The following is a 20,903-nucleotide window of genomic DNA, read 5'->3' as shown; positions in this document are numbered from 1 at the left end:
CGCCAGGGAGTCCGACACAGCGGCGTCCCGCGTCGCCTTCGGCACGATCGCCACATAGGACTCCCGGCGGGCCTCCAGACGCTCCAGCCGCACAACTACGTCCCGCCTCATCGCTTGCTCCCCATGCCCATGTCCTCAAGCCGCGCCAACCTGTCCTGAATTTCGGTTGCCTCGATCGCCCGCACGTGCGCCTCGACAAGCTTGCCCAGCTCGGCCGCCTCGGATGGCGTCAGCTCGCCTGAAGCCACAGCCTGCAGGAGCGCCGCGGAGGCCCGCACGACATCGGCCGTGGTGTTGATCTCGGGCAGGGCGAACACAACGGGCCGGTCCTTCCGTACCGGGGCGAGGCGCTCCAGGCAGAGGCGCAGCGCAGATGGGTCGCCCGACTTTGCGAGATTGATTGCCTTTTGGATGATGGCCTCGGCTTCATTCTCCAAAAGCTCGTCGATCTTGCGCGCGAGTTCGCTGCGGAGCCCGGGCTGCTTTCCGCGGGGGTTGCCGCTCTGGCCTTTTTGAAAGCGTCCGGTCATCGCCCTTGCCCCACTGTTGCGCTGTTAGCGATGAGCCTGGCCGTCAGAGATAGGGTCGCTTGCTCCGCCTGAATCGATGCTGCCCACAGCCGGCTGTAGGTTCTCTCGTGCATGCCCTTGGGGCGGGCAGGGAAGGGATCCAAGAGATTGCCGGAGCCGCCTATGCGCTCGCGGGCCTTCCTGGCCCTCCTGAGGCCCCTATCGCGCTCCGTTTCACGCTGGGAAGGGTAGGCGAGGCCCTGGCACGTCCTGCAGGCCAGTGGGAAGCCGTACAGGACCGCGGCGCGCTTGCCGCACTCATCGCACATAAACCAGCGGCGCTCGCCGCCTAGGCGCTGCTCAGTGCGCGCGATGCCCACCCAGTCGCAGCGCTCGCCGATCGTCACCCGCAGCGCGTCAGTCTTTGCCTCTATGCGGGCGTCCGCGATCAGGTGGCCGTTGATCGTTTGACGCAGCCGGCGAGCTGCCCCCCGCTCCAGATAGCCATTCCGGCCGAGCCAGCGAATATCCAGCTCGAACATGCCGGTAGTCTTCGGCCTGCCGCCTCCTCCTGGCCTAGACATGCCCACTCTCTCTCATTTCCCGCTCTATTTCCGAAATCATGTGGCAAACCCGGCTATGATCATGCCGATGAATACCAAGGCAGCGAGCGCCGCGGCTTCAGAAAGCGCTCGAGATCTGGCCCGGACTCGCGCCTTGTTCGCGTCGCGGGGTTTAGCCTGAGGGTCCGCCAGCAGCGCTTGGATGCTCGCGAAGTTCGCTGCGAGATCGTCTCTGGTCTGGTCGCTCGCGATCGGCGCAGTCATTGACGCGGCGCCTTGGGCTCCGGCGCGGGCGGAACGTCATCGATCTCGATCCCCAAGCTGCGGATCTTCTCGACAATAGCGAGACGGGCGAAACCCGAGCTGGTCGTCATCTGCCGTTGCGCCGCCTTCTTCATCGCGGCTGAGAACCCGGCAGGCGCGCAAAGAAGAAACTTCTCCTGCGTCAAAGTCCTGTTGCTCATATTCGCCTCCGATCGATCTATGGAAACAATAGATCAGATCGGGGATGCAGGAAAATGCTACTTCGTTTACCTTGAGTGTATCTCGCTTACTTCCCGCCGAAACTAGAATGGAATTTCAAATTTCACTTGAAGCCAAGTGCCGCTTTGAGCGAACCGCATCATCTCACCAGGCCCGTCGCCCGTAACGGCATTCGCCGAGATCACCAGTGAGCCATTTGCGGAGCGGCGGCTGTAAAGGTGGTGGGTCGAGACAAACCCGCATGTTGGGCAGCAGGTGTTGACCTCGCCGGCGAGTAAAGCCCGGCGCTGGTCGCGCAGCGCTCCGCGGATGAGAACGCCGGCGATCATGCCGCTGCCTCAGCATCGTTGCGGCCCGGCCATATGTGAGCCGGGACGAGGGTGTCTGGCTCGTTTGGCGCAGGGCCCATTGCCGCCGACCAGCTGCCGGTCTTCTGCCAATTTGTGACCCACCTACGCCACTTCTCATCGGGGACCGTTGCCGCCGCGGGCGCGACGTCCTGGGCCGGCTCAACGTCTTGCCAGCGTTCCTGACTGAGCCAGGTGACGGCATGCGGGATGAACCGGCGGTCGGCCTCGGGTTTGTCGGCGTTCCGCTGTGCCATCTGCCTAACCCCGCGGATGATTTCCTCGGGATTGGCTCCCCGTTTCACGGCCGCCTCGAACTTCGCTCGCGCAGGCTTCTTTGGGTTGGGCCCATCCCGCCGCGGGTACTCCTGCCAGAACCGATTGAAGGGCTCTTCGGCTGAAGGGCTTCCGGGCCGTGCTTTCCTCGGCGTGCATCCATGCTTGTCCGCGGTAGCGGACGAGAGAGGTTCATCTGGTGGTTCAAGTATAACGAGGGGTGCACATTGTTCACCCCCGCCCCGCATATCATTCACCCCTGGGTGCACATTATTCACCGGGGGAGGGGGTGCATATCGTTCACCCCTGGGTGCACGTTGTTCTCCCTCCACCGTAATGTTCAGCGTCAGCCGATTCGAAGATTGCGAAAGGTCTGACCGAATCCGTTTTTCGCGGGTAAGCAAGCCGGCCGAGACCAAGCCCGCAATGGCTTTCTGAACGGCGCGCTCGCTCATTTCTGTTTCTAGCGAAAGCTGGCCAACAGATGGCCAAGCAGTCCCGTTGTCGTCGGCGTAGCCGGCGATTGCCATCAGGACGGCCTTGCTGATCAGGTTCCCAGCCGTCTGATTTCTGGCCCAACGAAGCGCCGAGATGCTCATGCGCGCTTCTCCGCCACAACGTTGCACGGGACGGAGCAGAAAAGCCGCACGCTTCCGGTCGGGCCTTGCCGCTGCTTCAGGACCTCCACGACCAGCTCTTGCTGCACATTCAGCAGGCGCTCGTCCTCCTCGTCGGTGCGGTTCTGTTTGCGCTCGAGGTAATAGCTTTCGCGGTAGAGGCCGAGCACCAGGTCAGCGTCTTGCTCAATGGAGCCGGAATCGCGCAGGTCCGAAAGCGTGGGGCGTTTGTCTTCGCGGCTTTCGATCCCTCGGCTTAGCTGACACAGGGCCATCACGGCCACGCCAAGCTCCTTCGCAAGCACCTTGAGCCCGGACGTGATCTCGCTGACTTCCTGGACGCGGTTGCCAGAGTAGCGCGTCGACGGTCGCACGAGCCCGAGGTGATCCACGATAATCAGCCGCAGCGGCTTTCCCTCGCGCTCCATCCGCGCCTGTCGCTGGCGTGCACGCGCACCGATTTGCGACAAAGTCAGGCCGGGTTGCTGCTCGATGCTGAGCGGCACGCCCTTGAGCCTGTCACGAGCCTTCTGGAGCCGCCAAAGGTCCTTGTCGGTGAGGTTTGCCGCCTCGCCGATTGTTCGATAGCTGAGCACGTTGCCTGGGTCGTCGAATGCTAAAGCCGCAAGGGCGCGCTCGCTCAGCTGCTGGGCTTCCATCTCAAGACTGACGAAGTAGACACCGGTTTCGCGCTGAGCCGCTTTAAGGGATACCGCGACACCGAATGTGCTTTTACCCATACCAGGCCGGCCTGCGGCGATGATGAGTTCGCCCGGCTTCATTCCGAGGGTCATGTGATCGAGCGAGGGAAGGCCATAAGAAGCGCCGGCACGCTTGCCGCCGCCGCGAATGCGGCCGATCTCGGCCAACACTTGGTCGGCCGCCTCGCCGACGTTCACACACTGGGGCCCCGCGCCAGGAGCGCTGGCGACGATCTCGTCCAGCATTTCAATCGCCGAGGCGGCCACATCAGCCGGCCTTCCAACCGGCGTGTCTAGAGCCCCTTTGATGGCCTGGGCGACGCCCCACAGTCGGCGCCGATCCGCCTGCCTGCGGATCTCCTTGGCATATTCGACTGCGTGGCCGATCGTGGTGGCTGAGGCGTGTAGGCGACCGATGTACTGCCCGACAGTCAGCCCGCCGAGATCCAGGTCCTCGACGAGCATGCGAAGCAGCGGGGCATCGAACGTCCCGCCTTCGTCTCGTTTGCTGGCCATTGCTTCGAAAAGGAGCCTGTGCACGGGCTCCCCGATGTCGTCGACCGCGATGATGCCGCGCACTTGGTCGATAACGGCCGGGTGGTGGAGAGCTGCGCCTAGCAGCGCCTGCTCAGCTTGTAGGCCGTCTGAACTTGGGAAATGAGCGATCACCGGCTCGTCCCCCGGCGTTCCGCGCACTCCCGCCGCCACTTTTCAGCAGCCCGGCGCTTCATCCATTCCGTCACCCTGGCAAATTGTTCGGGTGTCGCAGGTTCTTGGCCTTCCAGAGGATTGGCTAAAGCACTTGGGTATCGGCGTTGAGGCTGCCGGCGAGGAAACAAGATCACGCTCATGCCGGCCTCGCTGGGAAGGCCAGCTCGCGTACGGCGCGCGCATGATCGAGGGAAATGCGAGCGCGACTCGCAAGCCAAAATGCTTGCAGATCAGCAAGCGGCAGGCTGGACTTGTTGCCGGAATTTGCATATTTAGTGGGGTATCCTTCAGCCGTGAAGCGATACCCAGGAGCTGGCGCGTTCCCGAGACGCGCCGGCTTCACCATTTTACCCATCAGGCAATGGCCTCCTGTTCAGAGGAAGCTTTCGATGCTGGCGCGCTCATTCTGGAGCGGCACCAAGCATCGAGATCCGGCCGGGAGTACACGGCGCTGCGGCCAATCTTCACGAACCGCGGGCCGCCCCCTAGGCATGCCATTTTCGCTAGGAAGGATCGGCTGCACTTAGCCCCCCAGCGCGACTGCACGTAGGCGGCGGCGTCCGCACGACTGAGAAGCTGTTCGGACTCGGCGGCGGGTATCTGCTGGAGCAGTTCAGGAGCTTCGAATTCGTTGGTGAACTGCATCACACCACCTCCTTCTTGGAGGCGGGACGGGCCGGCAAGCTGTCCAGCCAAGCCTTTGCGTCGTCATGTGTGATGATTAGGCGGCGGCCAACCTTGAGCGCTTTCAAACGCCCAGCGTTAATTTCCTCATGGAGCTTGGTTTTGCCAATGCCTGCCGCACGCAGAAACCCCTCTGCATTATAAGCTAGAGGCGTGCCTGTGCTTCCCTCGGTCGTGATTACCGGGATAGAGCCCATTGCGTATGCCCTTCTTCTGCGAACCTCGGCGATGTTGCCTTGGTTCGTCTCGAAGAATGGCTCTTCTCTTTCACAGCTAAGAGAGGGGAGAAAACCGAGCCGGGCTTCCCTTTAAGGGCGGGAGTTAATAGGGAACCGGGCGCGATACCCAGCAGCAATCTCTAGTAGTCGATCTGCCAAGTCGTGCAGGTGCTTCACAGCCACGACGTGATCCGCATTAGACTTGAGTTCCGCTGCCTTGGCTTTCGCTTGCTCAAATATAACGAGATGGGAGCTGTCGAAATTCGCCTTACCCGTCGAAAACTCTTCTCGCCACCTGATTAGCCGTCGCGCACCTTCTTTGTGGTGTTTCGAGCCGTCGCCAAGAACGTCGAACCGGCTGCTGATCTGTGCCGCAGCTACTTCACGGCGCTCGCCCGAAGCGACGCGTGCTTCCAATGCGCCGGCCAGTGCTGCGCGCGCGGACCATTCGGACGTGGTTTTTCCGCGTGCATTTTGGACCTTCAAAGCCTCGAGACTTGGATGCGTTTTGCCAGCATCCAGATCCGCCAGTGCTGTTTGCAAGTGGCTTAAGGGTTCGATCTCCTGATACTCAAAACCAAGATTTCTGAGCATAGTTATGACCGTCAGCAAGCTCCACCGCATACCGTCGCGGTGTTGGCCTACGTGGTGAAGGTAAGCTGCGGTTTGTAGTTGGTCGGAGGTGTCTTGAAGGGCACGAGAGAGCCGATCCTTATCTACATACCTGAAAGCGACCTCTTCAGATTTTTCGCCGCTCACGCCGCTGCCCTCCGTTCGCCTGTAGCAAATGCCGACCAGTCCTCCAGCAAAGCTCGACGTTTCTCCAAAGCGTCTCCTCGTCTGTATGCCCGCTCGGTGGCGTCGCCGACCTGATGAGCCAATGCTGCTTCAGCAATCTCGCGCGGGAAGCTCGTTGCCTCGCCGCACCAATCCCGAAAGCTGGACCGAAAGCCATGAACGGTGATCTCGTCCCGCTTCATGCGCCGAAGGACCATCTCCATAGCCATTACCGAGAGCGGCCGACCGATGCGTAGGCCAGGGAAAACGAAATCTGCAGTGGCGTTAGTTCGCGCTTGGCTAACAGTGGCCAGAACTACCAGCGCCGCGTCGGTGAGAGGCACCCTGTGCTCCCGGCCAGCTTTCATTCGAGCGCCCGGGATCGTCCAAACTTTTCCCTCTAGATCTATCTCGGACCATTGGGCTCCAAGCACCTCTCCTGACCGACTGGCGCACAGGATGCAGAGTTCGAGCGCTCGCGCGGCCGTTCCGTCTCGTGCCCGAAGTTCGACCATGAACGCAGGCACATCGGTATACGGCAGCGCTGCGTGATGGCCCCTGGTGAGCCGCTGGCGTTTGGGCAGAAGGTTCTCAAGATGACCTCGCCACCTGGCCGGGTTCTCACCCGACCTCAGCCCTTTTGCTCGAGCAGCGTCGAGCACCCGCTCGATACGGCCTCGGAGTCGCGAGGCAGTCTCGTGCTTCGTCAACCAAATCGGCTTGAGCACTTCAAGTACATGGTCGGTCTGAATAGCGTCGAGGCGCTTGTCACGGAGGGGGGCCGCGTACGTCTGCAGCGTGTTCTTCCACTGCTGCCGGTGCTTCGGATTTCTGAAACCCGGTGTGATGTCGGCAATCAGCTGGTCGGCAAAGCCGCCGAACGTAGTCGGATGCTTCGCAGCTGCTGATGCTGTTCGCTTCAACTCGATGGGGTTAGCACCAGAAGCGACGAGGCGGCGGGCGTCGCTGGCCTTCTCACGCGCCTCGGCCAAGCTAACCATATTGATCCCGCCCAGCCCCAATTCCTTGAGCTTGCCTTCCCAACGGAAGAGGAAAACCCAGCGCTTCGCCCCGCTGGCATCGACGACTAGGTACAATCCGCCACCATCAGAGTGGCGACCGGGCTTCATAAGCGTCGCCGCGGTCCGAGCCGAAAGTTTGTTAATCGCCCTCGCCATCCAGTCGCGTCGCCCCAACATCCACCCTAATGCTCAACGCGGATTATAGCGAACTCAGGCGAACTGTGAAAGCTGCCCAGTCCGAATTCGTATGTGATCCTAAGATACTGGCGAACCGCCCCGGGCTCCTGCGAGCTATGGTTTGGCGGACTCCGTCTCCGCCATCCCTAAGTCGTTGAAATCGCTTAGGCGAAGCTTCCTGACTCGCCGCACGTTCCGTCATAGCGTCCCGTCACATCCGGCAGGGCGTTTGTTCTATGCATGGGTCGATTGCACCTTCGGTCGCAAGGCGCGGCCACGTCTTCTGGATCCGGAAATCCATCCCGGCCGAATTCGCCGCCAGCCTCGGGACAACGGACATCCGCCGCTCGCTCTTCACGAGCGACACGCGGATGTCCAAGCGAAGTGCGCGGACTCTGGTGTCGGTGGTCGAGGAGGCATTCGAGACGTTGAGGAGCATGGGGCTGCCGCCTCAGGCCCGCTCGGCGTTGGATGCGGTGATCGATCACGTGATGGACGATTTCGATTCGAATGGCCGTCGCAAGGAGCCGATCGCCACCATCACGAATGGGACGATCGACGACAGGTACCTGTCGCCCATCCGGACGCTGTTCACGTGACTGATCAAGAAGGAATGGCTCGACGCCAACCCGCTCACGAGCACGCAGTTCGAAGCCTCTGACGATAGCGTGGGCCTGCGGGATGTCGAAAAGCGGTTTCTTGGAAGACGGTCGCCTCGACATCGCCCAAGTCGGCTTGCTTCGGCTTCAAGCCCCATTCGTGCAACCGCGGCGACATTGGGTCCGCCCCGGCTTAACGATGATCAGACGCCCCCACTTCATGGCGGGAGCGTCTCGTGTCCAGGGTCCACGGATCGAACATCACCAGATGACGCGAGACATTGGAAATGTTTTACCGCTCGTGACTCTATTTAGCCGTTCCAGTTATCCGCATATGGGAATGCCGCAAGTATTGGCACAGGTATGCGGTAGATCGCAATCTGCGGATTGCGATGGTAATCTTTGAACAAATAAGAAAATTTTTCCGCATATCCAACATATCCGTAGACAAATCCGCCGTGATTTTTGTCAATCGTCGCGTTGTTGATGAAGGTTTGAAGCTGTCGTTTGTACCAGACGTTCACGTCACCCGAGATGCGGCTCGGGATCGGGCCTCCTGCGCTGGTCCAGCCAGTTCTTGCGGGCGGAATCCTGAATAGCTCCGGTTGACGCTGTACAATCACTTCGTACATGTTCCGCAGCGCTTTCGCAAAGGTCTGCCACGCCCCTGAGGAGAGGAGATTATGGGTCGTCAACAGTGCGGCCAACTGGCTGTCGTTTTTAATGTTTGCGCCCGAGCTTCCCGTCTGAACCGCCCGGGCATTCGCCACGGCCCGAGCGGCGTAGGTCTTCCACGCTTCCGCCGGAATGCCAGGCTGTTGTGCGGCTAACACATTCCTACCAAAGGTGGTCGTGCTTCCGGTCAGAGCAGCAATCCAACCGTAGAGCTGTGCCCTACCGATAGTATAAAGCGCATTCGAGAGCGCATAACTATCACGATTGACCGCAAGACTTCCGTCCGTGGCTGCGATAGTTTTTTCTGCGCTGGTCCTGCTCGCAACAGCCGCATCATATTTCTGGCGTGCTACGGCTGGAGGCATGTTCGGAGGATACACGCCAGTCCTTATCATATTCTGGAATTTTTCCTCTTCTGCCGTTGCTGCCGACAACGCAGCTTTTTGGTTGAGCAGTTTTGCTTCGGTGGCTCCGACCTGCCCCAGTCGTTCAGCGACTGCCTTTTTTCGAGCTAGCATCGAGAAAACAGAAGCCGCTGCGCTGCCCGCCGTGCCCGCGAGAGAGAGCCCGGCGCCGAGCAGCGTAAGCACTGTGGTCATCTTGTCGAAAAGCCCGTTGTCGTTCATGTGCTTCTCTTCACGAGCCGCCGTGCGATACGCAGCTACGACAGTCCTGATGTTTGCTGCGTTCCCGGTTAGCCAGCGCTCACTCTCAACGCGCATTGCTTTGACATCATTTAGCACCTTGTTAGAAATCTGGTCTGGTGTCCAAGATAACGCGCGCGCGCCGTATAGTTGATGACCAATTTCCATCCAGGATACCCGGTTCTGCGCAGTCTTTGCGGGATTGGTCAGGTCCAGAAGTTTTGCCAAAACACTGTTCATGCTGACGACACGCGACTTCAATGCTGCGACAGCCCTCAATGCATCATCAGCTACTTTACTCATAATTTGTACTGAGTTGAACCCTTGTGTCGCAGTGCCAATAACATTGGTCTGGAGAAACGTTGATGAGACAAACTGCGCGTTGTTCCATTGCGTGGCAAGGCTCGCGAGATCCTGATTTCGCGCCGAGGCGCCGGGCGCACTGCCGTCCCCGCCTCCCGTCTTCACTCGCGAGTTGATGTCGGCGAGTTGCCGGTAGAGGCCGTCCATGCTCGCAGTCTGGGCAACGTTCAGGCCAAGCCGTCGCGCTGCCTCGATCGCGGCGGCAGCTGTATGGATCTTGGCCTGTGTCGCCTGCAATGTGTTGGGGCCGACCGACAGCGCCTCCCAAGCGACGGCTGTCTGCGTCTGCGCATTCCTGAGCGCCAATTGACGCCGCTGCTCAAGAATATTTGGGAGTTTCGATGGAGGGAGGCTGATTACAGGAAACGTCTGGATGAGCGTTGAGTGGATCGGATCGACCTTGTACTTTTTGACCAGCCGACCTGCAGCATCGAGAACTTCAAATACCCCGTTTTCTCCGCGCGCAATCGGAACCTGGATTTTTCCGGCTAGAGGATGAAAGTCTCCAGTCGCCGCTGCGCCAACTCCGTCCCTGACGATCTTCGGGGGGAGATGAGCACCATTCGGCGCAATTTTTGTATATCTGACAAATTGGCCCGGCTTCACGTCTAAGGTATAGAGACTGACGTAGCTGTTGTGGGCGATGGCTCCATTTGGAAGGAATGTCTTCCAGGTCGCCTCAACGCTGCCCTGTCGGTTGGAACTGTGACCGTTGCAACGCCCCGAGCGTTGGGAATCGCTGATGCGATTATGTGTCCATTCCAATCCTTCACGACCAGCCGCTGAACTTTGTGGCCGACCACCGGTGCTGCTGAAATCGTAGCCATGACGCCCTCCCTATTAACCTTTATTAAGAGTTAGGATTCATTTTAGGGGCTGGCTACGTTAGAATTGTAAGGCGCTGATTGACGGCCAGCCGGATCTCGCGTCCCGCGCGACGGCGTGAACTCGCCGATGCTTTTGACAAGCGTCCACGCGATCTGTTTGCTATTTTCGATACTTAGCACCGGACTTTTTTGAGGCGCTCGCCTGCCGAGGAATTGACGATGAAGCCGCGGTCCCGGCGGATGCGCCGACGCGCAAAGCAACCAGAAGTTGATTGCCCAACGCTTCATGCATCCGAGCGATCAGCTCGTGATCCTTGGGGGAGGTGGATCCTATCGGTTGCGAGACGATGGTTTCCGCCTGCGAGCAACGCCTCGGTGCATCAAGACAGCTCCGCCCCGTAGGTCGTACCTGTGCTGCTTACAAACAAGGATCCGAAAAGCCGCGAACCAGAATTACTCTGTTTTGCCCGGCCAACGCCCAGTCTCGAGCGTGGCCGAAAACATGGACCGACAGAGGATGCGTGTAGTCCTCATCATGATGGAATTATGATGACGGATAGGCAGGCTCAGTCTTGTGTCGGATCAACGTCATCAAAACCGTCTCTGGCGACCGAACATCCGACCCAGAAACGACCTTCGGCAGAACGAAAAGTCACACGGCCTTGGTGGGCGCGAGCGACCTCGGCCGCGATGGCGAGACCCAGCCCGGAACCTCGGCCGGCTTCACCACGCTCGAACGGTTGGATCATCCGTTCGTGATCGTGCAGGTCGATGCCGGGGCCATCGTCGCCAACCTCGATCGTTACGAAATTCGTTTCGGATCGCACACGCACGTCCAACGCAGATGGTGCGCCGTGCGTGAGGGCATTGTCGATCAGGTTGACGAGCGCCTCCCTCAGGCTAACGGGATCAATGCGGGCAAAAGTCGGGGTGGTCGTTCCCTCAAAGGAAATCTCCACCTCGCGAGCGAAAGAGAGCGGGATCGCTCGGGCCAATACTGCGCGGGCGAATGCATTTAGCTCGGTCTCGACCATGGACACGGCTTGGGACCTATGGATCACCATGGCGTGGTCGAGCAGCTGCGCAGTGAGGCGGGACAGGTCAGAGACGCGGGACCGTAATTCCGGCAAGGCGCTGCTCAACTCCGCTCCCCCTTCCATCACCTCTAGCCGGGCGTCCAGCGCCGCCAAAGGCGTTCGGATTTGATGGGCGGCGTCTCCTATGAAGCGTTGCATCACCTCCATGCGTTGCGAGAAGCGAGCCATCAGCCCGTCTATCGCCCCGACGAGGGCGCGCACCTCCAGCGGCGGCGTGGCCTGGATCCTGCCCAAAGCGTCAGGCCGTCGCCCCGCAATCTCGCTTTCGATCCGCGCCAGCGGCGCGAGTGCGAGCGGGATCGCGTAGGACGCCGCCGCAAGGGCCACGATGCTCAAAGCCGCGATCAAAGCGAAAGCTTTCAGAGCCAACGCCCAGGTCAACGAAATCCGCGCATCGGTGGTTTGGGCGAGCACGATTGTCGCCCATTGATCCGCACCAAGCTCATCGAGCCGTTTGGCTGCAGTTGCAATCCGGATGAGCCGGCCCTGATACATCCCATTCTCGACGTGGACGCCCGTTCGCGCTGCCTCTGGCGAGCCTCCAAGAAGATCATCGAAGCCCGCCACGACAACGCCCCGCGGGTCTACGATCTTGTAATAGACCATGTCATAGGCTGAGAGACTCGTGAGGGTCGCAGCAGGAGGTTCGAGCGATACCACGTTGCCTTGTACGTAGATGTTTTCCGCTATTTGAATGGCGCCGCCGGTCAAAAGCCGGTCATACGCATCTTCGGCGGCGAGGCGGGCAGTCTGATAGGCCGCTGCTCCGAGAATAACAGCGCCTAACGCAAGTATGATCGCGATGAACGCCGTGATACGCGCGCGAATGGAGCGCTGCAGATCAGGGGCGAACAAGCTGATAACCCAGGCCCCGGAGTGTGCGGATTTCCAGCGAACCGGGGCCAAGCTTGCGCCGAAGGCGCGCTACGAATTGTTCGACAGCATTCTGGCTAGGGTTCTGATCGAAGTTGAACAACTGGTCGATCAGTTCCTCCTTGGGCACAATTCGACCAGGGCGGGCCGACAGGATTTCCAGGACGGTGAGCTCCCGGCGCGTGAGTTGCAGGGGCTGACCGTGCAGCGATGCGATGCGACCGCCTCGGTCGATCACCAATGGCCCGACAGTCAGGATGTTGTCTGATGCCCCCGCCGCGCGGCGTAAAAGCGCGCGCGCCCGCGCCTCAAACTCCCCATAGTCGAAGGGCTTGATCAGAAAATCGTCAGCCCCGAGGTCGAGCGTGCCGATGCGCTCATCGACAGCGGAGCGTGCAGTGACCACCAGCACGGGCGTGGGATCACGTCTTTTGCGAATGCTTTTGAGGATGTTGATGCCGTCCTCGCCCGGTAGAGTGAGGTCAAGCACAATCAGGTCGTAAGCCTGCACCGACGCAAGATCCAATCCCGCTTGGCCATCGGTTTCGCAATCGACGGCATGGCCCATCTTCTCAAGCCGTGCGGTCATGGCCCGAGCGATTTCAACCGTGTCTTCGATCACGAGAATTCTCACGCCGTCGTAGCCTCAGTCAGGTTGGAGTCAGCTTCGTTCTTTAGACAAATCCCAAGCGCTGAATTCGCGCAACGCAAAATAAGATCTCCGGGAGGAACCATGAACGCGCCCACCCCAGCGCAGCCGCTGCTCGACGTGAGCGGCGTGACGCTGCGCTACAAGACGCCCGGCGTCCTCGTCACCGCCACCGAGCGCGTCAGCTTCTCGGTAAACCGCTCCGATCGCTTCGTGCTGCTGGGCCCGTCCGGCTGCGGCAAGTCCACGCTTCTGAAAGCGGTGGGCGGATATCTCACGCCCAGCGAAGGCTCGATCACCATCAAGGGGCGCAAGGTCACCGAGCCGGGCGCCGACCGCATGATGGTGTTCCAGGAGTTCGACCAGCTGCTGCCGTGGCGCACCGTGCTGGAGAACGTCATGTTCCCGCTCCAGGTCGCGCGCCGCCTTGGCCGCAAGGAGGCGGAGGAGAAGGCCCGGCACGCGCTCGAGAAGGTGAACCTCACCCGCGCGGTGGACAGCTACCCGCACACGCTTTCGGGCGGCATGAAGCAGCGCGTCGCCATCGCGCGTGGCATGGCGATGGAACCCGACATCCTGCTGATGGACGAGCCCTTCGCGGCGCTCGACGCGCTCACGCGCCGCACCTGCCAGGACGAGCTGCTGCAGCTGTGGGAAGACACCAAGTTCACGGTGCTGTTCGTCACCCACTCGATCGCCGAGGCCATCAAGATCGGTAACCGCATCCTGCTGCTGTCGCCGCATCCCGGCCGGGTGAAGGCCGAGGTCGTCGACGTCGACAAGGTGTCGCCCACGGACGGCACCGCCGGCCAGCTGGAAAAGAAGATCCACGAATTGCTGTTCGCCGACGAACCGGCCCACGCGGAGTGACCCCCATGACCACCACCGCGACAACACCCGCGACCATTCCCTCTGCCGCCCCCGACAGCATGATCGGCGCCGCCCGCATCACCATGCGCGACCAGTCCGGCGCCGGCGACCATCTCGGCGAGGTCGAGCGCAAGCTCGGCTTGCTGGAGACGCTGTGGGACAGCGGCTTCGTCCGCAAGGCGATGCTTCTGGTGCTGCTCGGCGTCATCTGGGAGATCTATGGCCGCGCGTTGCAGAATCCGCTGCTGTTTCCCACCCTGTCCGAAGCTTTTGAATCCATGCGCGACGGCGTCGTGAGCGGCGTGCTGCCAATGCGCGCCTGGTCGTCCATCAAGGTGCTGTTGATGGGCTACGTGGCGGGCGTCCTGCTCGCCGCCATCCTCACGATCGCGGCCATCAACACGCGCCTGGGCACCGACTTTCTCGAGACCATGACGGCGATGTTCAGCCCGCTGCCCGCCATCGCGCTGCTGCCGCTGGCGTTGATCTGGTTCGGGCTCGGCAATGGCAGCCTCGTGTTCATTCTCATCCACTCGGTGCTGTGGGCCGTGGCGCTGAACACCCATTCGGGCTTCCGCTCGGTGTCGCAGACCATGCGCATGGTGGGCCGAAACTACGGCCTGCGTGGCCTGGCCTATGTGTACCGCATCCTGATCCCGGCCGCGTTCCCGTCCATCCTCACGGGCCTCAAGATCGGCTGGGCCTTCGCGTGGCGCACGCTGATCGCCGCCGAGCTGGTGTTCGGCGTGTCCTCCGGCCAGGGCGGGCTCGGCTGGTACATCTTCGAAAACCGCAACCTGCTCGACATCCCGGCCGTGTTCGCCGGCCTGCTGACCGTGATCGTGATCGGCCTCGTGGTCGAGAACCTCATCTTCCGCACGCTGGAGCGCCGGACGGTGCTGAAGTGGGGCATGCAGAACTGAGCGCGCCAAGCGCCGCACCAAGGAGGAAGCAATGATAAAGTTCAACAGATACGGCGTGATGGCCGCACTCGCGATCGGGGCCGCCACGCTGGGGAGCATGACGCCCCTCAGGGCCGAAGTCAGCCAGGTCCGCGTTTCCAAGGGCTTCGGCATCTTGTACCTGCCGCTGACCGTCATGCAGGACCAGAAGCTGCTCGAGGCGCGCGCCGAGAAGGCCGGCCTCGGGGCCGTGAAGGTGGAGTGGCTGACGCTCGACGGCGGCAACGTCATCAACGACGCCATGATGACGGGCTCGCTGGATTTCGCCGGCATCGGCGCGCCGGGCTTCATCACGCTCTGGTCCAAGGCCAAGGGCATTCCGAGCGCCGAAGTGGTCGGCATCTCGGGCATGAGTGCGACTTCGCTCTACCTCAACACCAACAAGCCCGGCATCAAGTCGCTGAAGGACATCACCTCGGCCGACAAGATCGCGCTTCCCGGCATCAAGACCTCGCTGGCCGCCGTGGTGCTGCAGATGATGGTCGCCAAGGAGTTCGGTCGCGAGAACTTCGCCAAGCTCGACCCCATGACGGTGGGCCTCGCCCATCCGGACGGCCTCGTCGCGCTGACGGGCGGCAAGACCGAGATCACCTGCCACTTCACCTCGCCGCCGTTCCAGTACCTGGAGCTGAAGAACCCGAACATCCACCGCGTCGCCAACTCGGTGGACTATGTCGGCCGCATCACCCTGGACGTAACCTTCTCGCCCAAGAAGTTCGTCGACCAGAACCCCAAGATGACGCAGGCCTTCCTGGACGCGCTCGACGACGCCAATGCGCTGATCGCGGCCGACAAGAGGAAGGCTGCCGAGATCTTCGTGCGCAGCTCAAAGGTGAAGGTCGACGCCGACGAGGTGCTGCAGATGCTGGAGGACCCGGATACGCAGTTCTCCAGCACGCCGAACGGCGTCATGCAGTTCGCCGACTTCATGCATCTCGCCGGCTCCATCAAGACCAAGCCGGCGGTGTGGTCGGACATGTTCATCCCGGGGATCAGATCGCGTCAGGGCAGCTAAGAAATGGCGTGCCACCCGTCATGCGTATATTGATCAACAGTAGCCCTTATCGTCGTGCGCCCGCGTCCGACCGGCGCTCTTTTCACAGCTGACCATGCTCGCCGCGACTGTTGCCATCTCGTGACGTCGCGGCGGCACACTTTCATAGGGTCCGCGATCAGCGCGGCGTGAGCCAGCAAGATCTGGCATCTGAGCATCAACATAGACCGGACTTAACTAGGTGGCCTCGAGAGAGGTGAGCCGAACGTCTCCATCGCCAAGCTGGAGCAGTTTGCGGTTGGCCTGGGCCTGATTGGAAGAGCCGCACCCCGCATCGGCTTACCTCGGAGGCAACGCCCGCTGACGCCGCCGCCCGCGGGCGCGCCCGTTCCCTGCACCCCGTTCATTGACCAAGCATTCGTCGGCTGGCATCAGCAATCCTGTTCTACTCTAACAACACCATTCCAGCGTGGCTCTCATCCATCGACGGCTGTGGGGGCCTACAGCCCCTCGCGCGGCTTATCGGGCAGGCGGTAGAGAACTTCCTGCTTAGATTTTGATATAAATCATTTTATTTACGGGTATTTTACAAATCCGCGCGTTAATCGTGCAAGTTGATCAATGACGCGATGCAACCGAAACAGAATGTCGGACGTGGCGGCGAAGATCGACCGATGACGCCGAACGCAACTGCCGCGCCCGCGTCGAACCAGCCGCACCAGGCCCAGCTCGCAAGGCTGCCGTTGCGGACGCGCTGCGGCTGGAGAGAGGCTGGGAAGAATTCCAGCCTGCATCGACAGGGCAGGTCCGCGCTACCCTGGCGCTGATCGAGTCAACACTGCAGTGCGCCTTTGATCGGCGCGCCACGCGACCGAACCCATCCTGGTCGCAGGACCAGCCATCGACCCGATCAAGGATAACGCCGTGCCGGTTTTCTCCCGTTCGATCCGGAAATACCTCCTCGCCGCTATGGCGTGCCTCATCGTTCCCGGCGTGGGCGCCATCGGGGTCATGATGCACGACGCGGCGAACGAGGTTTCGACCGACCAAATGTTTGCGACGCTCGTCAAGGCTGACCGTGCGCTGCTGGCGGCTGGAATCGCAACCCGGTCGCAACGCGGGCAGTTTCAAACGGCTCTTCAGGTCGACGACGCCCCTCGCAAGTTGCTGGAGAAGCTGCTGGGCGACGCGAAAACGCAGATCGCGACGGCGATCGACGCCCTGCAGGCGACCTCGCTTCCCGATCGAGCGGCGCTTGCGGCCGCCATCCAGGCCAAGGCCGCCGGCGCCGAAAGCTTCACGACCGCGAACTTCGCCGAGGCCGACAAGCCGAAGGCGCAGCGCAGCCTCGCTGTCACCCTGCCCTGGTACAACGCGGTGAGCGAGACGGAGGCCGCGGTGCTGGCCGCCTCCACGGCGACGTCAAACGCCGTGCGCCTCTCGGAGCCGGCTCTGGCCGACCTGCAGGCCTTCAAGTCCGCCGCATGGTCCGTGCGGTCGCACTACGGCTCGCAATGCTCGACGCTGCGCCCGATCATCAACTCCGGCGTGGCAATGACGACCGCGCAGGTGCGCAACTTTGCGGAAACGCGCGGCGCCACCTCCGCCGGCCTGGCCCAACTGAAGCAGCTGGCGTCGCGCCCCGGCGTCGCGCCGGTGCTCGTGCAGAAAGTCGACACGTCGGTCCTGGCGGTCGAGGGCGCCACCAAGCGCGCCGACGAACTCATCGGCAAGCTGGGAGCGGGCTCCGGGCCGGTGATGGCGGCTGACGAGTGGACGCGCATGTGCAACGCGCCGTTCGACCCCATACTGGCGACCGTGAGCCAAGCTTTCGACGATATGGACGCCACCATGACGACGCGCCTGAGGCAGGCGTGGATCAAGCTTGGCGTGCTCGCCGGATTGCTGGCTCTGCTCGCGATCGTCGGCCTCATGAGCTGGCGCGGCATGCGCAGCCGCATCGCCCTGCCGCTGACCCAGATGAAGGACGCGCTCGACCGCATGCAAGGCGGAGACCTCACCCAGGAGGCTCCCCGCACGCCTTGCCCGGACGAGGTCGGAGCGCTGAGCTCAGCGTTGGAGCGTTATCGCCAGAACGCCCGGTCGCTCGACGACGCCCGTCAGGAGCGCGAATTCGCGATGTCGGCCGAGGCCGAGCAGTCCGCGACGATGCAGGCGCTGGTGCGCGACGTGGCCGTGATCGTGGCCGCTGCGCGCCACCGCGACTTCTCGGGTCGGGCCGACACCGGGCAGGTGACCGGTCCGATGCGTGAGCTGGCAGAGGGCGTGAACGAGATCAACGCCCTGGTGAACTCGGCCACCGGCGAGTTCGTCGACGTTCTGCAGTCGCTGGCGCAGGGCGACCTGACCCGCAACGTCAGCACCGCCTAGCAGGGCCGCTTCGGCGAGCTGAAGGATGCGTTGAACGAGACCGTCAAGCGGCTGGCCGACACGGTGGCGACCATCCAGACCACCGCCATCGATGTCGGCGACGCCGCGCGCGAGATCAACTCGGGCGCCGACGACCTCTCCCGCCGCACCGAGGAGCAGGCCTCCTCGCTGGAGGAGACCGCCGCCACCACCGAGGAGCTCGCCGCGTCCGTGAAGGCGTCGGCGCAGTCGTCCCGGCAGGCGCTCGGCATGGCCCAGGACGCGACCAAGATCGCCGAGGACGGCGGCAAGATCGCCAGCGAGGCTGTGGAAGCGATGGCGCGCATCGAGGCGGCCTCCAGGAAGATCTCCGAAATCACTTCGGTGATCGACGACATCGCCTTCCAGACCAACCTGCTGGCCCTGAACGCCGCCGTCGAGGCCGCCCGGGCGGGCGACGCCGGCAAGGGCTTCGCCGTGGTGGCGTCCGAAGTGCGCACGCTGGCGCAGCGCTCCAGCGACGCCGCGAAGGACATTGCCGAACTGATCAGCTCGTCCGGCCAGGAGGTTGCGCAGGGCGTCAAGCTGGTGCGCTCGGCCGGAGAAGCGCTCAGCAAGATCGTGAGCGCGTCGCAGAAGGTCGCCGGCACCGTGGGTGAGATCACCAGCGCGGCGACCGAGCAGGCCAACGGCATCGACGAGATGAGCCAGGCCGTCGCCCACATGGACGAGATGACCCAGCAGAACGCCGCGCTGGCGGAAGAGAGCGCCGCTTCGGCGAGTTCGCTGACATCGCAGATCCAGCAGCTCAATAAGCTGGTCGCCTCGTTCCGCACCAGCCAGACCGTGGGACACACGACGGTCCGCTACGCCGCGGATGGGGCCAAGCAGGTTTCTTCCGCGCCGCACTCGCAGGCTTCCTCGGCGCCCCGCGCCGCTCCGCCCTTCGCCCGATCGGCGGCGCCAACGCGTCCACCGCTGGCGGCCGTGAAGCTGCAGGGCGAACAGGCTTCTGCTTCGAAGACGTCCGAGCCCGAGCGCCTTCGTCGACTCGCCGCCGAAGCGTTCGGAGCGGCGCCCGCCAAGAATGCAGCGCCCAAGGACCCTGCGCCCAAGCCCGCAGCGTTCATGGGTCGGGCGCCCAAAGGCGCTCTCGTCCAATCCGCCGCGAGGGCCCAGGCCGGCTGGGAGGAGTTCTGATCCGGGCTGGCGCAGTCGCTAGCGCTCCTTCCAACATCGCGAGGCGCTGACCATTGTGGAGGGATCCTTGATGAGCGACGTCGTTTCCTGGCCGGTGCTGGCTCCAGCGGGGCGATCAAACGAACAGCCGTAACCGAGCCATGTTCGCATCCTGCATGCAGGCAGCGCCCGCATCGCCATGCACTCCGGCGACGCTCAATCCTGGCAAGGACCGCGCCGCTCGCGCGGCGCGATCCCTCATGCTTCCAACGGCGGGTCGATCAGGCCGAGGGATTGACCCTGATCTCGACCCGGATCACTCCGCCGAAAAATGATCTGCATCAAGCGTCCCGCGATGGATATGCGGCGCATCGGATGTATCGTGGGTGGTCTGAGGCGCTTTCGGCAGCTCGTGCCGACGCCGTGCTCGGCGGTGATGCTGCCGCCCGCCGAAACGACGATGTGAGTCCGGCTGTTGTTGGCGCATAGGGAGCAAACGAAGCTGGTTGCCTGGCTCTACTGTCGAGCGGCCAAAGTGGCGTTGCACGCAGGTGAGCTTCCCGCCGGCCAGCTAAGCTTCAACTGTTCAAATGCACGACCAAACCACCTAAGCTGCGTTCAAGCCCAGAGAAACCACCCGCCCTGCGGCTTTCCTGTGACTGTTTCAATGACCGGCAGCGATATCGATCTACGTGTTGAACCCGTCAGAGTCGCATTTCTGCTCGTTCCCGGGTTCAGCTTTTTCACGCTGAGTTGCGCGATCGAGGCTTTCCGGGTCGCCAACGAACATACTGGCGTCGCGCGCTTCGACTACATGACGGTCGCGGCCAACAACGATGCGTCCGTCCGATCCTGGGATGGGCTGCGTCTTACAGCCGATTGGCTGATGGGTGACTGCCCGCAGGTGCGGATGATTTTCATCATCGCCAGCCTGCAGGCAGCGGAGTTCTTTACGACGGACGTCGCGCGCTGGTTGCGTCGCCGCGCCTACGCGGGAACCGTCATCGCGGCGCCGGGTTCGGGCACGGTGCTGGCCGCGAAGGCGGGACTTCTCGACGGCTATGCCTGCGTGACGCATTGGCGGCTGCAGGATGAGTTCAAGGAACGCTTTCCCCGGGTGCGCGTGCAGACCGGGCTGTACGTCATAGACCGGGACCGCATGACGTCCGGCGGCGGTCTCGCCACGTACGATCTCGCCCTGGCGATCGTGGCCGGCGAGTTGGGGATGACAGCCGCCGCGGAGATTGCCGACCAGATGCTCCACGCGCGCATTCGACAACCGGCGGAAAGCCCCCGCATGGCGTTGCCCTTGCGTTACGGGGTGACGGACGAGCGGATCGCGACTGCGATCGCCGCCATGGAAAGCGCCATCGAGCAGCCGCTAGGCCTGGCTGAACTCGCCGAATGCGCGGGATTGTCGCCACGCCAGTTGCAGCGGCTTTTCGTGTCCGCCTTGGGCCAGACGCCGCATCAGGTCTACGCGACCGTTCGCCTGCGTGTGGCGAGGCAGCTTCTGCAGCAGTCGACGCTGTCCGTGACCGACATCGCCATCCGATGCGGCTTCGTGGACGCGTCGCACTTCACGAAGCGCTACCGCGCGTTGTTCGGCCTCACGCCCGCTGCGACGCGTCGACACCCGGATAGCGGTACATCGATGGCGTGAACCTACCCTCGGTTGTCGTGAATCTACCATGCCGTGATTGCGGACGGGACTAT

Annotated in this window: 20 protein-coding genes; 7 read left to right on the top strand and 13 right to left on the bottom strand. The window is 62.4% G+C overall.

All coding sequences use genetic code 11. From position 1 onward, the window contains the following. Positions 1-107: 107 nt before the first annotated feature. The 10 genes from AC1DSZ_RS17530 to AC1DSZ_RS17485 form a co-directional block, all read right to left on the bottom strand. Entirely contained in the window at positions 108-530 is a 423-nt protein-coding gene (locus AC1DSZ_RS17530) for a DUF5681 domain-containing protein (RefSeq protein WP_476839634.1), read from the bottom strand. Further along, positions 527-1,051 carry a hypothetical protein gene (locus AC1DSZ_RS17525; protein WP_476839633.1) on the bottom strand — a complete coding sequence of 175 codons (525 nt, stop codon included), beginning with the start codon at positions 1,049-1,051 and terminating at the stop codon, positions 527-529. The genes AC1DSZ_RS17530 and AC1DSZ_RS17525 overlap by 4 nt, the downstream gene beginning before the upstream one ends. A 78-nt stretch (positions 1,052-1,129) precedes the next feature. After that, a complete protein-coding gene (locus tag AC1DSZ_RS17520) occupies positions 1,130-1,336 on the bottom strand; it encodes a hypothetical protein (protein WP_476839632.1) in 207 nt (68 codons plus the stop codon). Next, entirely contained in the window at positions 1,333-1,536 is a 204-nt protein-coding gene (locus tag AC1DSZ_RS17515) for a hypothetical protein (protein ID WP_476839631.1), read from the bottom strand. Before AC1DSZ_RS17515 ends, AC1DSZ_RS17520 begins: the two co-directional genes overlap by 4 nt. 102 nt (positions 1,537-1,638) lie before the next feature. Then, on the bottom strand, positions 1,639-1,884 hold the full coding sequence (locus tag AC1DSZ_RS17510) for a hypothetical protein (RefSeq protein WP_476839630.1): 246 nt from the start codon (positions 1,882-1,884) through the stop codon (positions 1,639-1,641). Then, the gene (locus tag AC1DSZ_RS17505) at positions 1,881-2,777 is read right to left on the bottom strand and encodes a helix-turn-helix domain-containing protein (protein WP_476839629.1); all 897 of its coding nucleotides are present in this window, start codon (positions 2,775-2,777) and stop codon (positions 1,881-1,883) included. The genes AC1DSZ_RS17510 and AC1DSZ_RS17505 overlap by 4 nt, the downstream gene beginning before the upstream one ends. After that, on the bottom strand, positions 2,774-4,165 hold the full coding sequence (locus tag AC1DSZ_RS17500) for a replicative DNA helicase (protein WP_476839628.1): 1,392 nt from the start codon (positions 4,163-4,165) through the stop codon (positions 2,774-2,776). The genes AC1DSZ_RS17505 and AC1DSZ_RS17500 overlap by 4 nt, the downstream gene beginning before the upstream one ends. A gap of 396 nt (positions 4,166-4,561) precedes the next feature. Next, positions 4,562-4,852, bottom strand: a complete 291-nt coding sequence (locus tag AC1DSZ_RS17495; protein WP_476839627.1) for a helix-turn-helix transcriptional regulator — start codon at positions 4,850-4,852, stop codon at positions 4,562-4,564. 347 nt (positions 4,853-5,199) lie between these two features. Further along, complete coding sequence (locus AC1DSZ_RS17490; RefSeq protein ID WP_476839626.1) at positions 5,200-5,868, bottom strand: hypothetical protein; 669 nt, start codon at positions 5,866-5,868, stop codon at positions 5,200-5,202. Beyond that, positions 5,865-7,064 (bottom strand): tyrosine-type recombinase/integrase, encoded by a 1,200-nt coding sequence (locus AC1DSZ_RS17485; protein ID WP_476839625.1) that lies wholly within the window; start codon positions 7,062-7,064, stop codon positions 5,865-5,867. The genes AC1DSZ_RS17490 and AC1DSZ_RS17485 overlap by 4 nt, the downstream gene beginning before the upstream one ends. A gap of 257 nt (positions 7,065-7,321) precedes the next feature. On the opposite strand from AC1DSZ_RS17485, the gene AC1DSZ_RS17480 reads away from it, so the two are divergent. Continuing rightward, positions 7,322-7,684: a DUF6538 domain-containing protein gene (locus AC1DSZ_RS17480; RefSeq protein ID WP_476839624.1), complete on the top strand. Its 363-nt coding sequence runs from the start codon at positions 7,322-7,324 to the stop codon at positions 7,682-7,684. 311 nt (positions 7,685-7,995) lie between these two features. On the opposite strand, the gene AC1DSZ_RS17475 is transcribed toward AC1DSZ_RS17480, so the two are convergent. The 3 genes from AC1DSZ_RS17475 to AC1DSZ_RS17465 all read right to left on the bottom strand — a co-directional run bounded on the left by AC1DSZ_RS17475 (position 7,996) and on the right by AC1DSZ_RS17465 (position 12,797). Beyond that, the gene (locus tag AC1DSZ_RS17475) at positions 7,996-10,131 is read right to left on the bottom strand and encodes a hypothetical protein (protein ID WP_476839623.1); all 2,136 of its coding nucleotides are present in this window, start codon (positions 10,129-10,131) and stop codon (positions 7,996-7,998) included. Positions 10,132-10,759: 628 nt separating this feature from the next. Then, positions 10,760-12,145, bottom strand: a complete 1,386-nt coding sequence (locus AC1DSZ_RS17470; RefSeq protein ID WP_476839622.1) for a sensor histidine kinase — start codon at positions 12,143-12,145, stop codon at positions 10,760-10,762. Further along, complete coding sequence (locus AC1DSZ_RS17465) at positions 12,132-12,797, bottom strand: response regulator transcription factor (RefSeq protein WP_476839621.1); 666 nt, start codon at positions 12,795-12,797, stop codon at positions 12,132-12,134. The genes AC1DSZ_RS17470 and AC1DSZ_RS17465 overlap by 14 nt, the downstream gene beginning before the upstream one ends. Positions 12,798-12,896: 99 nt before the next feature. On the opposite strand from AC1DSZ_RS17465, the gene AC1DSZ_RS17460 reads away from it, so the two are divergent. From AC1DSZ_RS17460 to AC1DSZ_RS17435, 6 genes are all read left to right on the top strand, one after another. Then, positions 12,897-13,682 carry an ABC transporter ATP-binding protein gene (locus tag AC1DSZ_RS17460; RefSeq protein WP_476839620.1) on the top strand — a complete coding sequence of 262 codons (786 nt, stop codon included), beginning with the start codon at positions 12,897-12,899 and terminating at the stop codon, positions 13,680-13,682. A gap of 59 nt (positions 13,683-13,741) precedes the next feature. Then, positions 13,742-14,605, top strand: a complete 864-nt coding sequence (locus tag AC1DSZ_RS17455; protein WP_476839650.1) for an ABC transporter permease — start codon at positions 13,742-13,744, stop codon at positions 14,603-14,605. Positions 14,606-14,636: 31 nt separating this feature from the next. Further along, a complete protein-coding gene (locus tag AC1DSZ_RS17450; protein WP_476839619.1) occupies positions 14,637-15,659 on the top strand; it encodes an ABC transporter substrate-binding protein in 1,023 nt (340 codons plus the stop codon). A 903-nt stretch (positions 15,660-16,562) separates the two neighbouring features. Then, a complete protein-coding gene (locus AC1DSZ_RS17445; protein WP_476839618.1) occupies positions 16,563-18,029 on the top strand; it encodes a HAMP domain-containing protein in 1,467 nt (488 codons plus the stop codon). A 30-nt stretch (positions 18,030-18,059) separates the two neighbouring features. Further along, positions 18,060-19,208 carry a methyl-accepting chemotaxis protein gene (locus AC1DSZ_RS17440; protein WP_476839617.1) on the top strand — a complete coding sequence of 383 codons (1,149 nt, stop codon included), beginning with the start codon at positions 18,060-18,062 and terminating at the stop codon, positions 19,206-19,208. 646 nt (positions 19,209-19,854) lie between these two features. Further along, positions 19,855-20,850 carry a GlxA family transcriptional regulator gene (locus tag AC1DSZ_RS17435; protein WP_476839616.1) on the top strand — a complete coding sequence of 332 codons (996 nt, stop codon included), beginning with the start codon at positions 19,855-19,857 and terminating at the stop codon, positions 20,848-20,850. The last annotated feature ends 53 nt before the right edge of the window (positions 20,851-20,903 follow it).

This window comes from Alsobacter sp. P4_H11 (assembly GCF_056400925.1).
Note: the sequence above shows the minus strand (reverse complement) of the source record. Positions and strands in the feature narration are given on the sequence as shown.